This window comes from Niabella aquatica, from assembly GCF_054779315.1.
Window position 1 is genome coordinate 41,514 of sequence record NZ_BAAGYM010000009.1, and the last position, 16,127, is coordinate 57,640.

General features: G+C 33.4%; 14 protein-coding genes. All 14 read left to right on the forward strand.

Going from position 1 to position 16,127, the window contains the following annotated elements; genetic code table 11:
• The first annotated feature begins 84 nt into the window (after window positions 1–84).
• Complete coding sequence (locus ACYVBM_RS09370; RefSeq protein WP_460685388.1) at window positions 85–1,272, forward strand: UDP-N-acetylglucosamine 4,6-dehydratase; 1,188 nt, start codon at window positions 85–87, stop codon at window positions 1,270–1,272.
• A 2-nt stretch (window positions 1,273–1,274) separates the two neighbouring features.
• Complete coding sequence (locus ACYVBM_RS09375; protein ID WP_460685389.1) at window positions 1,275–2,423, forward strand: LegC family aminotransferase; 1,149 nt, start codon at window positions 1,275–1,277, stop codon at window positions 2,421–2,423.
• A gap of 12 nt (window positions 2,424–2,435) precedes the next feature.
• Window positions 2,436–3,080, forward strand: a complete 645-nt coding sequence (locus tag ACYVBM_RS09380; RefSeq protein WP_460685390.1) for an acetyltransferase — start codon at window positions 2,436–2,438, stop codon at window positions 3,078–3,080.
• Entirely contained in the window at window positions 3,077–4,093 is a 1,017-nt protein-coding gene (neuB, locus tag ACYVBM_RS09385; RefSeq protein WP_460685391.1) for an N-acetylneuraminate synthase, read from the forward strand. The genes ACYVBM_RS09380 and neuB overlap by 4 nt, the downstream gene beginning before the upstream one ends.
• 53 nt (window positions 4,094–4,146) lie before the next feature.
• On the forward strand, window positions 4,147–5,244 hold the full coding sequence (neuC, locus tag ACYVBM_RS09390; protein WP_460685392.1) for a UDP-N-acetylglucosamine 2-epimerase: 1,098 nt from the start codon (window positions 4,147–4,149) through the stop codon (window positions 5,242–5,244).
• Window positions 5,241–6,293 (forward strand): nucleotidyltransferase family protein, encoded by a 1,053-nt coding sequence (locus ACYVBM_RS09395; protein WP_460685393.1) that lies wholly within the window; start codon window positions 5,241–5,243, stop codon window positions 6,291–6,293. The genes neuC and ACYVBM_RS09395 overlap by 4 nt, the downstream gene beginning before the upstream one ends.
• Window positions 6,294–6,324: 31 nt before the next feature.
• Window positions 6,325–7,536: a sialidase family protein gene (locus tag ACYVBM_RS09400; RefSeq protein ID WP_460685394.1), complete on the forward strand. Its 1,212-nt coding sequence runs from the start codon at window positions 6,325–6,327 to the stop codon at window positions 7,534–7,536.
• 20 nt (window positions 7,537–7,556) lie between these two features.
• The gene (locus ACYVBM_RS09405; RefSeq protein WP_460685395.1) at window positions 7,557–8,315 is read left to right on the forward strand and encodes an acylneuraminate cytidylyltransferase family protein; all 759 of its coding nucleotides are present in this window, start codon (window positions 7,557–7,559) and stop codon (window positions 8,313–8,315) included.
• Between the two features lie 8 nt (window positions 8,316–8,323).
• Window positions 8,324–9,628 (forward strand): lipopolysaccharide biosynthesis protein, encoded by a 1,305-nt coding sequence (locus tag ACYVBM_RS09410; protein ID WP_460685396.1) that lies wholly within the window; start codon window positions 8,324–8,326, stop codon window positions 9,626–9,628.
• Window positions 9,621–10,541, forward strand: coding sequence for a hypothetical protein (locus tag ACYVBM_RS09415; protein ID WP_460685397.1), 921 nt, complete (start codon window positions 9,621–9,623; stop codon window positions 10,539–10,541). Before ACYVBM_RS09410 ends, ACYVBM_RS09415 begins: the two co-directional genes overlap by 8 nt.
• Before the next feature lies 1 nt (window position 10,542).
• Complete coding sequence (locus ACYVBM_RS09420) at window positions 10,543–12,528, forward strand: hypothetical protein (RefSeq protein WP_460685398.1); 1,986 nt, start codon at window positions 10,543–10,545, stop codon at window positions 12,526–12,528.
• 500 nt (window positions 12,529–13,028) lie between these two features.
• The gene (locus tag ACYVBM_RS09425) at window positions 13,029–13,862 is read left to right on the forward strand and encodes an O-antigen polymerase (protein WP_460685399.1); all 834 of its coding nucleotides are present in this window, start codon (window positions 13,029–13,031) and stop codon (window positions 13,860–13,862) included.
• Between the two features lie 21 nt (window positions 13,863–13,883).
• Window positions 13,884–15,038, forward strand: a complete 1,155-nt coding sequence (locus tag ACYVBM_RS09430) for a glycosyltransferase (protein ID WP_460685400.1) — start codon at window positions 13,884–13,886, stop codon at window positions 15,036–15,038.
• A 49-nt stretch (window positions 15,039–15,087) separates the two neighbouring features.
• Window positions 15,088–15,930, forward strand: a complete 843-nt coding sequence (locus ACYVBM_RS09435; RefSeq protein WP_460685401.1) for a glycosyltransferase family 2 protein — start codon at window positions 15,088–15,090, stop codon at window positions 15,928–15,930.
• The last annotated feature ends 197 nt before the right edge of the window (window positions 15,931–16,127 follow it).

Here is a 16,127-nt window from a genome sequence, read left to right on the forward strand (position 1 = left end):
AATAGTTTAATTCTTTAATGAAGAACTCGCTTAAAATTTGCGCTAGAAATTAAAAAAATGTTGCCTTTAAATTTTTTTGATTAAATGAATATACTTAAGCTGATAGGACGAAAACAGCCATTATTTTGTAATGACATAAGTGAGTGCGAAACTCAATTAAAGCAAATTATTTCAAGTTCTTCTTTTTTAGTAGTCGGAGGAGCCGGCTCTATAGGACAAGCAACAACAAAAGAGATTTTTAAGCGAAATCCTAAAAAATTACATGTTGTAGACATCAGTGAGAATAATCTGGTAGAATTGGTAAGGGATTTGCGAAGTTCTTATGGTTATATTGATGGAGATTTCAGAACATTTGCTTTAGACATTGGTTCGCTGGAGTATGATGCCTTTATCAAAGCCGATGGAAAATATGATTATGTTTTAAATCTTTCAGCATTGAAGCACGTAAGGAGTGAGAAAGACTCCTATACATTAATGCGGATGATTAATGTGAATATATTGAATACTGATAAAACATTACAACAATCTGTTGTTAAAGGTGTAAAAAAATATTTCTGTGTTTCTACAGACAAAGCAGCTAACCCTGTTAACATGATGGGCGCTTCTAAAAGGATCATGGAAATGTTTTTGATGAAAAAAAGCCAGCAAATAAATATTTCTACAGCTAGGTTCGCCAATGTGGCTTTTTCAGATGGTTCTTTGTTGCATGGCTTTAATAAACGATTAGAAAAGCGTCAGCCAATAGTTGCTCCTAATGATATCAAAAGATATTTTGTAACTCCTAAGGAATCCGGCGAATTATGTCTGATGTCTTGCATTTTTGGTGAAAACAGGGATATTTTCTTTCCCAAGTTAAGTGAGCAGTTGCATTTGATAACCTTTGCGGAAATTGCAGAAAGATATTTGAAAGCGTTAGGTTACGAACCTTATATATGTTTTTCAGAAGATGAAGTCAGATCTGAGGCTGACAGGTTGATTGATCAAAAAAAATGGCCATGTCTGTTTACTGTAAGTGATACAACCGGAGAAAAAGATTTTGAAGAGTTTTTCACAGAAAATGAAACGTTGGATATGAACAGGTTCCAGAATATGGGAGTTATCAAAAATGGACTTGATTTCGAAGAAGATAAATTGCAGTTATTTGAAATGTCAATCAATGCAATGCGGGAAAGAGGAACATGGGAAAAATCTGAAATAGTGGATTTATTCAATCAAATGATTCCCAACTTCGATCATAAAGAAACAGGAAAATATTTAGACGCAAAAATGTAGTAATGAGCGCTTTTAATGCTACCATCCAATTTATAAAAAAAACTTTTAAGTCTGACGAGTTTATTCCGCTACACGCTCCCCATTTCGGGGGGAACGAAAAAAAATACCTGGAAGAGACAATAGATTCAACTTATGTATCATCTGTAGGGGCTTTTGTAGATTTATTTGAACAAAAATTGACAGAATATACTGGGGCGAAATATGCAATTGCCTGTGTAAATGGAACTAATGCTTTACATATAGCAATGTTAATTAATGGCGTTGAAAGAAAAGATGAGGTTCTTACTCAAGCTCTTACTTTTATCGCTACCGCGAATGCGATTTCATACATTGGAGCAAAGCCCGTTTTTATTGATGTTGATAAAGATACAATGGGTATGTCACCAGATGCTTTACAATTTTTTTTGCAGCACAATGTTGAAAAGAAAGCTGACGGTTTTGCTTATAATAAAATTACCGGAAAACGGATAAGCGCTTGTGTTCCAATGCATACTTTTGGTTTTCCTTGTAAAGTTGACCAAATAGCGGAAATTTGTAAAGAATGGAATATTATATTGATAGAAGATGCTGCAGAATCTTTAGGCAGCTTTTACAGGGGACAGCATACCGGAACATTCGGGTTTGTAGGAGTTTTCAGTTTCAACGGTAATAAAACTATTACCTGTGGCGGAGGTGGGGCTTTAATTACGAATGATGAAGCATTAGCAAAAAGGGCTAAACATTTGACTACTCAGGCTAAAGTTCCTCATCCTTGGGAATTTAAACATGATTCTATTGGTTATAATTACAGAATGCCAAATCTGAATGCTGCTTTAGCTTGTGCACAGTTAGAACAGTTAGACAAAATTTTGAAGAACAAAAGAGAATTGGCAAATTTATATCAGGTATTTTTTTCCGAAACTCCTTTCTATTTTGCTGTAGAGCCGGAAAGCGCTAAAGCTAATTATTGGTTAAATGCTTTAATTTTAAAAGACAAAAAAGAACGCGATGCTTTTTTGCAGGCCACTAATGAACGTAAAGTGATGACCCGGCCCATATGGGATTTAATGTCAGGTTTACCTATGTTCGAACATTGTCAGAATGATGGATTGAAAAACAGCCAATGGCTTCAAAAAAGGGTAGTGAATATTCCGAGTAGCTATAGGCCTTGATAAATCTAAAAGATGACCTGCAATAAAAGAAATATTATTTTAGTTGGCGGTGGCGGACATTGCAGATCCTGTATTGAGGTGATTAATAGCAATAGTGCTTACAATATTGTTGGGATTCTGGATAAGCCTTCTGAATTAGGGAAGAGTGTTTCGGGAGTGAAAGTAGTTGGAAATGATAATGATTATTTGAAATTTCATGATCAGGGTTGCTCGTTTTTTATTACAGTAGGACAGATTAAAACTTCTGCTATACGCAGAAAAATTTTTGACAGATTAAAATCAATTAATGCTAATATTGAAACCCTGATTGCTTCTACAGCCTATGTTTCATCAACTGCGGTTGTAGAGGAAGGAAGCATTATAATGCACAGAACTTTTGTAAATACAGGAGTAAAGATTGGAGCTAATAACATCATAAATACAGGGGCGATTTTAGAGCACGATGTTCATATAGGGGATCATAATCATATTTCAACCGGTGTTCTTATCAATGGAGACTGTGTGATCGGGAGTAATAATTTTATAGGCAGTAATACTTGTATAGCCAATGGTGTTTATATCACTAATAATTTGGTTATTGGAGCAGGAACTGTTATTATTCGAAATATTAAAGAGGAAGGAGTTTATGTAGGAAATCCTGCGAAAAAAATTAAATGATGAATCGGGTTTTAATTATAGCAGAAGCTGGGGTCAATCATAACGGAAACATAGAAAATGCCTTCCGGCTCATTGATGCTGCGGTAGAAGCTGGAGTAGATTATGTAAAATTTCAGACTTTTATATCTGAAAATCTTGTTGCTAAATCTGCAGAAAAAGCTGATTATCAAATTGAAAATACTAAAAATTCAAATGAGACACAATTGCAGATGCTTAAAAAACTGGAATTATCGCATGAAGAGCATGAGCAATTGATAGATTATTGTAAGCAGAAAAGAATTAAGTTTTTTTCTACTGCTTTCGACTTGGAATCTTTGCACTACCTTAAAGAAACAGGATTGGATCTCGTGAAAATTCCATCTGGTGAGGTTACTAATTTGCCTTATTTAAGGCTGGCTGCCAAGTTGTTCCCGAAGGTGATTATTTCCACGGGAATGTGCACCATGAGTGAAATTAAAGAAGCAGTAAACGTTCTGTACGAGGAAGGAGTAAAAAGGGAAAATATCACTATTTTACACTGTAATACGGAATATCCTACTCCGTTTGAAGATGTAAATCTAAAAGCAATGCTGACCATTAAGGAGGAAATAGGTACTGCTGTTGGCTACTCTGATCATACCTTGGGAATTGAAGTCCCTGTTGCCGCAGTGGCATTAGGTGCTGTGGTGATAGAAAAGCACTTTACGCTTGATAAAAATATGGAGGGGCCCGATCATAAGGCCTCTCTTGAACCTTTGGAATTGAAAGCGATGGTTCAATCTATCAAAAATATTGAAAAGGCAATTTCCGGAACCGGAATTAAAGAGCCTTCTCCTTCAGAAATTAAGAATATCACTATTGCAAGAAAAAGCATTGTTGCTAGCAGAAGTATCAGAAAGGGCGAGGTGTTTTCTGAAAAGAATATTACTGTCAAAAGACCTGGAACCGGCATTTCTCCTATGCAATGGGACGATGTAATTGGACAAACCGCTAATAGAGACTATCAGGAAGATGAATTAATACAACTCAAATGAAAATTTGTGCAGCCACAGGTACAAGAGCGGAATACGGCTTGCTGAAACCTTTAATGGAATCTATAAAGGATGAACCAGGCTGGAATTTGCAGATTCTTGGCACAGGAGCTCATTTTTCTCCTGAGTTTGGTCTAACCTATACACAGATTGAAAAAGACGGATTTTGTATCGATAAAAAAGTTGAAATGCTTTTATCAGCAGATACTCCTACTTCCGTTATTAAATCAATGGGCTTGGGAATGATCGGTTATGCGGATGCTTTGGAGGAATTGAACCCGGATTTTTTGATTATTCTAGGAGACCGTTACGAGATGTTGTCTGTTGCTACGGCTGCTTTAATTCTAAAAATTCCGATTATTCACCTACATGGTGGAGAAGTTACGGAAGGTGCTTATGATGATGCGATACGCCATTCGATCACCAAGATGAGTCATTTGCATTTTGCTTCTACCGAAGAATACAGGGGGAGGATTATACAGTTAGGAGAGCGTCCGGAATATGTGTTCAATGTGGGTGCAATTGGCATTGACAATATTAAAAAACTTCAATTGCTCTCAAAAGAAGAACTGGAAAAAGAACTGGATTTTTCATTTAAAAGGTATAATTACCAGGTAACTTTTCACCCTGCAACTTTGGATAGCGAATCCTCGGATACGCAGTTTGGAATTTTACTGAATGCAATTAAAAGGCAAAAAGACAGCCTCTTTATTTTTACAAAATCCAATGCGGATACAAAAGGAAGAATCATTAATCAAATGATAGATGATTTTGTAGCCGAACATCCGGAAAATGCAGTTGCTTTTACATCGCTGGGAACATTGAGATTTTTATCTGTGCTAAAAGTTTGTGACGCAATTATAGGGAACAGCTCCAGCGGTATTTTGGAAGCCCCGTCTTTACATACGGCTACTATTAACATCGGAGAAAGGCAAAAAGGAAGAATCCAGGCAGAAAGCGTGCTTAATACCAAAGTTAATGAAGATGAAATTGCTGGTGCAATTTTAATGACACAAAACGTAGACTTTAAAAACAGACTTGCTGAAATTGAAAACCCTTACGGAACAGGAAATACTACAAAAAAAATCATGAACATTTTAAGAGGGATAAACCCCCAAGAGCTTATTACTAAAAAATTTTATGATATAAAATGAAGCTAGAAAGCAAACATCTATTCAATCAGAGCTCCAGTGTAAGAGAGGCATTGAAACAATTGGATGCCTTGGCCTCTGATGCGATTCTGATTATAGTAGATGATAACAATGTATTGAAAGGATCGCTTACGGATGGAGATTTAAGAAGAGGGTTTATCAGGGGGTTAGGTTTTGAGGATCCTTTGAGCCGGTTTATCCAGCCTGATCCGAAATACATCTTAAACAACGAATTTGATCAGGATTTACTGGAAGAATACAGAAAGAACAATTTTAAAATTATTCCGATTGTAAATCGGAATATGGAAGTAGTGGATATTCTTAATTTTAAAATCAGGAGCACTTTACTTCCGATTGACGCAGTATTAATGGCTGGTGGAGAAGGTAAGAGGCTGCGTCCTCTTACGGAAAACACTCCAAAACCTTTATTGAAAGTTGGTGATAAGCCGATCATCGAATACAACGTAGATAGGTTGGGTCAGGTCGGTGTTAAGAATATTTATATGAGTATCAACTATTTGGGAGAGCAGATTGAAAACTATTTCAAGGATGGAAAAAACAAGAATCTCAATATTCAGTATATAAAGGAAGATAAACCGCTGGGTACCATTGGTTCTGTTTTATTAGTGGATAGTTTTCAGCATGATGAAATTCTTGTGATGAACAGCGACCTGCTTACTAATATTGATTTTGCAGATTTCTATAAAACATTCAAAAATGAAGATGCAGATATGGCGGTTGCTGCAACTACCTATTCTGTAAATGTTCCGTACGCAGTATTGGAAACAGATGAAGTGCAGAGAGTAAGGTCGTTAAGTGAAAAGCCTAAATATACTTATTTTTCAAATGCCGGGATTTATATTTTAAAGAAAAGACTTTTAAAAATGATTCCTCACGCAGTTCCTTTTGATATCACTGATTTAATGGAGAAGGCGTTAACCATGAATATGAAGCTGATAACGTATCCTATAAACGGGTATTGGTTAGATATTGGAAAACCCGATGATTTTAAAAAAGCCCAGGAAGATATAAAACACATTAAAATGCATTAATTTCGTTAGAAATAAAATAATTAATGAATTTATGAACTTGTCAAAACTAACGCAAAGTAGGCTCTTTATACCTGCTTTTTTTTTCATGATATGTTTAATCAGTGGATGCAAAAAGAAAGATCAAGTTATAAGCAATCCGCAAGAAAAGACATCGGATTCTGTTGAACTTAAAGAAGAGTCCCAAAATATTAAAATAGATAGTATACTTACAACAAAAAGTTTAACGTACGAAAAGTCCTACATTTTTAAATTTGGGTTCCAGGGATATCAGTATGCATATGGTGATCTTTTAATTCTTGAAAATGGAACTTTTCTATTTGCATGTAACAGAGAAAAGCAGATAACTGATTTTACTCCTTTTTCAATAGTCCTTTCATCTAGTTCTGATTCTGGCAAAAGTTGGTCTGTTCCTCAAATTATACCATTGAGCATTAATGGTAATTATATTAATGTATTAGGGCCCTCATTTATAAATATTGGCAAAGGACATATAATACTTTTTTTTGGTGTTAAATATAGTATGGAGCGAATTGATATTTATATGAAAGAAAGCTTTGATTTCGGAAATACCTGGCAAAAAGAAAAGATTGTATATGGGATAAATCAAGGATATCAAACATTAAATAATAACCGAGTTTTATATAATAATGGCAGAATTTTTGTTCCAATAGCTATTCCCAATAATGCAAAAGATTTATACAGTAGTATAGGAAATAATATGTCTAGCTTTTACTATTACTCTGATGACTTGGGAGTGACTTGGAAGAAATCTGTTATGTTTTCTTTAAAAGATACAGCCCTTCTCGAACCGGATATAGTAAAGATTAGCAATAATGAAATGTTAATGAATTTTAGGCTTAATTTAGGCCGTGTGTTATTTGCAAGAACTAAAAACGGAGGGCAAAGTTGGAAATACGAATATTCGAATATAAAGTCCCCATCCTCACCACAAAAAATTTTAAATATTGAAGGATCTAACTCCCTTTTGATGGTCTGGAATAACACAAATAAAAATTTTGGAAATCATGTTGGAAATCGTAATCCTTTTACTATAGCTTTAAGTCGTGATAAGGGACGAACTTGGAAGGTATTAGGTAATTTGGAGGAAACCGAAGGCTTCGATTATAGTTACCCGTCAATGACCCAAGATTCTCAAAATGTTTATATTACTTATTATGAACTTTATTCTGGAAAAACCGGTTATGCTATAAAGTTGGTTAGAATAAATAAATCAAACTTATAGTAATGTTAAATTATTTTTATATGAACTTTTTAATAACTATTTGTGCTCGAGAAGGATCAAAAGGGGTTCTAAATAAAAATATTAAAAAACTAAATGGTAGACCACTGATTTTTTATACCTGTGACTTTGCTTTAAAATTGGCTATTCACCTAAACGAAAAATATACTGTTGATATTGTATTATCTACTGATAGTTTAAATATTAAGTCAGTTGTTCAAGGTGAATTTTCCTTGATCGATACAACTTATGTCCGGCCAGAGTATCTGGCTACGGATTCGGCGGGAAAAACGGACGCTATAACCCATGTTTTAAGGCATTTTGAAAAAGTACAAGGCAAAAATTATGATTATATTATTGATTTAGATGTTACTTCACCATTGAGAACATTGAGTGATTTAGAAACTGCTTTTAAAATACTTAATAATAACCCGTCAGCTTATAATATTTTTTCAGTGAGTGAAGCGCATAAAAATCCTTACTTTAATTTGGTTGAGACAGGCGAAAATTGCTTTGCAGAACTTAGTAAAAGGGGTAATTTTTTTTCCCGACAAGCAGCACCACCGGTTTATGAAATTAACGGTTCTTTCTATATTTACCGGGCGACCTTTTTTAACGACAACCTAAAAAAAGCAACTACTTCAAGATCATTAATATATAAAATGCCTCATATTTGTTTTGATATTGATACACCACTCGATTTTGAATTTATGGACTATCTTTTTTCGTCAGGTAAAATTGACGATATTGAAAAATTAGCAGATATTTCACAAAAGCAGTAATTTTATCGTTGATATTTAAGAAAAATTTTAAAAATAGCTTATTTAAGTCAAGCGTAATTTACATTGTTACAGACGGTATTAATAAAGCTGTACCTTTTTTATTATTGCCTGTCTTAACTAAATATTTAGCGCCTGCAGAGTTTGGGATAGTCAGTAATTTCCTCATATTATCTTCAGTATTTTTGATATTTATTGGAGTTAATTTGGATGGAGCCATATCTGCCAATTATTTTAGACTACCCTCAGAAAAAATTTCTGAATATACCGGATCAGTAATAATAATAATTATAACATCATTTTTTATATGTTCTTTTACAGTCTTCTGGTTTCATAAATTCATTTTTGAATACACAAAAATTCCCCTGGATTTTCAACTTTTAACGGTCATCCTATCTTTTTTCCAGATTATTACATTAATAAATCTGGCGCTTTGGCGGTTAGAAGAAAAAGCCTTAAGATTTGGTATTTATCAAATATTGCAGACAGTTTTAAATTTGGGTCTTTCCCTCTATTTTATAATAGAGTTATCGATGGGCTGGCAGGGGAGGGCTTTAGGAAACGTGATAGCTTTTGTTTTTTTTGGTATAGTAAGTATATTTTTGCTAAGTAAAAGAGGCTATATCAAATTTAGCTACAATTCATTTTATATAAAAGACGCTTTAAATTTTGGTCTTCCTTTGATACCTCATACATTAAGTATATGGATGCGATCGGGTTTAGACAAATTTCTAATTACAAAATATGTAGGAGAAGCCTCAAATGGATTATACTCTACAGGTTTCCAATTTGGTACTTTGCTTGGATTTGTGACAATTGCTTTTAACAATGCTTTTATTCCATTTTTGTTTAAAAAACTGAGTACTGAAGATCAAGATAAGCTTAAGTCGATCAAAAAACAAATAGTGCGGTTGAGTTATGGAATCATGATTGTTTATACTGTTTGCGGAATTATCCTGGCACTAGGCGCTATTGTATTATTGAACATTTTTTTTTCAAACGAATATCAGGGGGCGTCTGAATTTATATTTTGGGCAATGTTAGTGCAAGTATTTCAAGGCATGTATTTATTAGTATGTAATTACATTTTTTTCGCGAGGAGAACAAAATTTTTACCAGTAATTACTTTTTTATGTGGAATATTTCAGCTTGGACTGTCATATTTTCTTATTAATAATATTGGGGCTATTGGGGCTGCCTATTCTGCTGTAATAGTTAGTTTTTTTAACTTTCTGGCGGTATGGTATTACAGTAATAAGGTCTATGCGATGCCTTGGTTTGCTATTAAATCAAAAAAAACTCATAATAATGAATAGTGTTTTTGTTGTGTCCAAGCCTCTTCAATATTTTAATACAACCAATATCGACGATTCAAATAGCAAGATATTACTGATTATAGATGGCTTCAAAGAGGCTTCTACTTTTTTTATACAGGTGCAGAAAAAATCTAATTATTGGGATGAAGTTCTATTTTTTGCGAATAGTTCAAAAGCTTTTGATTGGTTATTTCAAAATAGAAACATTATTCAAACACTTTACTTAGATGGTGATTATAGCCTCTCTGTTCTTAAAGTTTTAAGAAAATTAAAAAATGTTGATATATATGTGTATGAAGAAGGGGTAGGCACTTACGAAAATAACTTAAAAATGACTACAACCAGAAATTTGGTTAAAAATTTTACACTCTTTACAAGGCTTAAGGTTTACGCTTTTATTTTTCTGTATAAACTTATTGGGCTTAAGAATTTTCAAGGTGGTAATAAATTTACAAAAGGTATAATAGTTTATAATGTAGAAAGGCATAAAATTTGCGTTCCTGAGTTCAGAAAAAAACGAAAAACATTTAAAGTGCCGTTTGTAGAACATTTAAGCACTTGTGTTGATAGGGACATACTTTATACAATGAATATAAATTTACTTGATAAAGTGAGGGGCAGAAAAGTACTTTTATATTTGACTTCCTGGACCATAAATCCTGCCATTAGCAAAGTACTAGATAAACATTTAGGCTATATATCGATTGCCAAGCCGCACCCCCATATTAAAGGAGAGAAGCGAAAAAAGTTAGAGGAATTAGGGTTTAATTATATATCAGAAGGAAGAGACCTTGTAGAATTTTTGTTGAACGATATTTTATTACGGTGTGAAGAATTGCTGGTAGTGCATGAGAATACCAGTGCCTTGGCATATTTTAAAAATAATCCAAAACTTCGGCAGCAAATTATCTAAAATGAAATACTTAACTACTATCTTTTTAGTGCTGATTTGTTTAATATTAATGCCTGTTGTGTTTGCGCAACCATGGAAAGGCAATAAATTAGGCGTAGATAATAAAGTACCATACCCTTGGGTACCTTTATCGCTAATTGAAACCACTGGCGGATTCCAGGTTAATTGCTGGGGACGACTATATATATTCGATAATATATCAATGCTTAATAATGTATCAGTATTAAATGATGCAATTCTTCAGCAACCTGTTTCTCTAGTTTGCAATAATTTAAGTAATTGGCAGCCCATCTCTAAAAAGATTGTTAAGCGTGCTCAAAATGAGGTGCAGTTAGAAATTATCTCTAGTTTAAAAACTAAAAACGGTAACGTAATTAGAAGTAAAATCAATGTAGCAATTTCATATGACGGATTATTATTTTATAAAGTGGATCTTTCAGGACCTGAACTTAACAAGGAAGCGATTGTATTACGTATACCTCTAAAGAAAAATTTAGCCACGCTTATTCACAGGTGGAATTATGCATCAGTAAACAACAAGCAATGGTGGGTCAGTGGAAAGTTCCCACAAAAAGAACAAATTTCTTATATACCTTATTTTTGGATTGGAAATAGTGAAAAAGGTTTGTTCTGGTTTGCAGAATCTCCTAATAACTGGCCTAATTGGAACAATAAAAATGCGATAGAATTTAACGGTGCAGAAGCTGCTGATGTGTCGTCAGTTGTTTTAAAGCTTGCGAACGAGGGACAAATAGCTGCTACATCCTGGACCTTCGAATTTGGATTACAGGCAACTCCTGTCAAACCAATTCCGCAGCAAAAAAGATCTTGGATCTTAAGTGAAGCATCCTTTGCAACAATAAATACTATCTGGCCCGACGCAGGAAAGCCTTATCAGCTTAAACATTATGGTTATCCCGAGCCTAACAATTGGATATTATTTAATAAACATATCGATAGCATAAAAAACAGGTCTCGAAAAGCTATTGTTTATAATTGTCTTACTTATTTATCAGATGCATCCTACGAGGCATCGCAATTTAAGACTTACTGGGACATTTCTGCTCGCCCCGACATGGGAAGTGATGTAAAAGCTTATACAGGCGAATTTAAGAGAATTGATTTCACTAATGAATTATTTCAAGATTTCATAGTCTGGAAAAGTAACGAACTATTAAAAAAGAGTAAGCTAGATGGATTTTATTTAGATAACGCAATGATTGAAAATATTAATGCTGCTAAAACCGTCAAGACATTCTCAGGAAAAACAGACAATTCTCCCTTTTATCCATTTATGGCTGAAAGAAAACTGCAGGAGCGATTTTATAAGATGGTTAAGTCAGCTGGAAAAGATAAACTGGTGTTTATTCATTCGTCCAGCCGGATAGTTCCTCCTATTTTGGGATTTGGGGATGCATATATTGACGGAGAGCAATTTCGTCACAATGCAATTCAATTGCAAAGCGATTATTTAAAGGCGACTAATCTTTTAGCCTTTCAATCTGAGTTTTCGGGAAAGCCATTTGGCCTGGTAGGTATTTTTCTTCCTTCGTTTAATGAGGCGTATTATAAAATTGCAGAACCAACACGATACTTGGCAGCTATACTTTTGCAACATGATATAACAGCATGGCCTATATATAGTGCAAGGGTAGTTTGGGAAGAGGTATATAATACCTTAACACGTTTTCCTGGATATATAAATGCCGAGTTTTTACCCTACTATTCAAAAAATGCTATAGCATTACAAAACAGAGATTTTTTAATAAGTGGTTATAGAAATAATGTTTATGAATATCTTTGTGTAATTTCTAATCTGTCTGATAAAGAAGTCACAAGCACTGTTGAACTTTCAAAAGTTAAGCTAGGGACATATAAAGTTAATCAATTGACATCAAGAGGAAATATCGTTTTGATAGACGAACATCGTCTTCGGGTTAACGTTCCGGCAAGGGATTTTGTCATTTGTTATTTATCAAAACACTGATATTCTCTTTTATGAATACATTATTAATTGTCATTTTTTCCATTATATGTTTGATTTTATCTTATGACAATGAAAGCCTATTGTTTTCATATCCTATATATTTTACAAGCATTTTTATCCAAGTATTCTCTTTGATCAAAATTTTTACAGACGATCAGCGTCCTTTCTCTCTTAACAAAATGTTTTATTTGTTTTGCTTATTCTTTTTCGGCTTGGCTCCTGTACTGCAGTTCAATTCACAAAGTTCTTTTTTTGGAGCTAGAAGCCTAGACGAGAATGAAGTGATCTTTATGAATATATTAATTATACTAATATTACTGTCCTACCAGTTTTTTTATTATCAGTTTTCGAAATTAAAACTGTCGGTAGGAAATATACGTTTTGTAAATTCAATGAATATTACAGATGGTTTAAATATCAGGCAAAATATGATTCTCATCTTATTAGCTCTATTCTCCTTTATTATCATATTTTATCTAAATAATTTTAATATTATAAGTATGATGGTAAGAGGGGGAGAATTAAAAGAACAGTCAGAGGATGTACAATCTTCTACCTCACTTTTAATTATAAATCAAACTGTCAGACCTATATCTTTTATGGCACTGTTATATTTCCTATCGGCGGGTAGAAAGAATATGTTTGTTCTTCTGATACTTTTCATATTAGCGGTGGTAACCTGTTCTCCGTTTGGTATACCTCGTTTTGCAGCAGCAGCGATGTATATACCTTTATTATTATTGTTATTCCCATTTTTGAGGCGCAAGAATAAGTTTTCCTTCGCTTTGATTTTTGGCTTATTGATTGTTTTTCCTTTTCTCAATAACTTCAGGCATTTCTCCGATTTAAATCTCGGCACGATGATAATCGATAATACAATGTTTAGCACCGCGAATTTTGACAGCTATCAAAACTTCGCGTTAATTGTTTCTGAAGATATGATTACATGGGGACGACAACTGTTGGGTGTATTTTTATTTTGGGTACCTCGTTCCATTTGGTTAAATAAACCTATCGGAAGTGGGGCATTATTAGGAGAACAGCTTAATTTTAGTTGGACAAATATTTCTGCAAATTATTTTGCTGAGGGATATATTAACTTCGGTTATGTAGGGATTTTATTGTTCGTTATTATTCTATCTGCATTTAACGCGAAGCTAGACAATATGTACTGGCGGTATGCGGTTAATATAAATCATAATTTCTTTAAAATATTCTATTATGTATTGCTGGGCATGATATTTTTTATTCTTCGCGGTGACCTTTTAAGCTCATTTGCTTTTACGATTGGATATTTAATAGCTATATTTATAGTTTTTAAAGTTACAAAATAATATTAACCATAAGATATTTAAATGATAATTGGGATAGATGCATGCAATATAAGGGATGGGGGTGCCTTAATACATTTGATCGAATTCTTAAGTGCTTCTGATCCCCAAAAACATTTGTTTGAGGAGATTATAATCTGGTCGAATGAGAATACATTGAAAAAGCTTCCAAATCAACCATGGCTAAAAAAAAGAAGTCATAATACACTTAATAAATCTTTTTTTTATGCCTTTTTTTTCCAAAAATTTATTTTGGCGAGGCAGGCAAAAGATTTAGGATGTGATATATTGTTTGTACCGGGGGGTGCTTTTTTATCATCCTTTAGGCCTTTTGTAACTATTTCCCAGAATATGCTTCCCTTTGAGAAAAAAGAACTAGAAAGATATAAGGAACGTAGTTTCAGAGTTAAATTCCGATTTTTAAAAATAGTACAATCTCATACCTTTAAACAGGCAAATGGCTTAATATTCTTGACGAAATATGCAAGAAAAGTCATATTAAACACATGCAGAATTCCAGAAAATAATATTATCATTCCTCATGGATCTAATCCTCAATATATTTCATTTCCCAAAGCCCAAAAATCAATCGACAGATACTCTAATAATAATCCTTTTCGGCTTTTATATGTTTCGAAATTAGCTCCTTATAAGCATCAGTGGACTATTGCTGAAGCTGTTTGTCGTCTTCATAAAAAAGGTATGCCGATTCATTTGATTTTGGTAGGACCTTCTGAAGCCGGAGGGGAAGACCTATTAAAACTAGTTTTAGAAGATTACAGTAATAGCAAGGACTGTATCAAATATTATGGTGAAATACAACATGCAGCATTATTTGACTTATATAAACAAGCAGACTCATTTATTTTCGGTTCTACATGCGAAAACTTACCGGTTATTCTTATCGAAGCAATGTCTGCAGGGTTGCCTATTCTTTCATCTTCTTATGGCCCAATGCCGGAAATTTTAGGAGAAAACGGAGGTATGTATTTTGATCCGGAAAATGTCGATGACATAGAAATAAAACTGCAACATTTTGTCAGTGATCAAGAAACCAGGTCAAGAATCGCATACGCTGCTTATCATACAGCAATAACCTATTCGTGGACTGATATGACAGACAAAACATACAGTTTTATTACACGAACTCTAGAGATAAGCAAGAAAAATTTAATTTGATAAAACTAGGGGTCAATGAGAATTTCTTTAGTTATACAAAATAGTTTCGATGGATATTATTAAACCAGATTTAAGCATTAGTATAGTGCTTTATGAGAATACTCTAGCTGAGATAAATACTCTAATAAAAAACATTTTACAATCAGATGTGAATTTTATCTTGTTTTTAATAGATAATTCGAAAACAGATAACCTCAGAAAGCATGTCGTTCGAGATGATATTAGAATTCAATATTTTCATAATGAAGAAAATATCGGTTTTGGACGAGCCCACAATATAGGCATAAAAAAAGGAATTCTTTATAATTCTACATTTCATTTAGTTTTAAATCCTGATATCTCATTCGATTCTAAAGTTCTCCAATCGCTGATCGATTTCATGGTTATTAATCCTGATGTGGGGAATGTAATGCCCAAAGTTTATTATGCTGATGGTACATTGCAGAGTCTTTGCAAACTTCTTCCAACACCGTTGGACTTATCCGGTAGAAGGTTTTTAAATAGATTATCTTTTATTAGAAAACGCAATTCTGTTTATGAACTTAAACAATATAAGTATAATAAAATAGTGGATATTCCAAATCTGTCAGGTTGTTTTATGTTTATGAGAACCGAAATAGTTAAGAAAGTGGGTGGATTTGACGAGAGATTTTTTATGTATTTAGAAGATATAGATTTAAATCGAAGGATTCATAAAATTGCGAGGACTGTTTGTAATCCGAGCATATCAGTAGTTCACGGATTTAGGAAAGAGTCTTATGCGAATAGAAAATTACTTTTATATCATATCAAATCTGCAATAAAATATTTTAATAAATGGGGCTGGTTCTTTGACTCAGATCGCCGTAGAATAAATAGAAAAACATTAGATGATATTAAAAATAATTTATAAATTAAATTGTATTCAATATTAAGCTTTTAAATAATAACTATCAAGTGACTTAATAGCTATTTAAAGGACTAACATACTGAATCTTATGTTTTCGAGGGTCTTCCTGAAAATATGTAATGCAGTGTAGGCTTGTATTTTATTAGCAAAAGAATATAAAAAATGCCTCATTTGGAGCAAAAATTGCTTTAAGTGAGGCA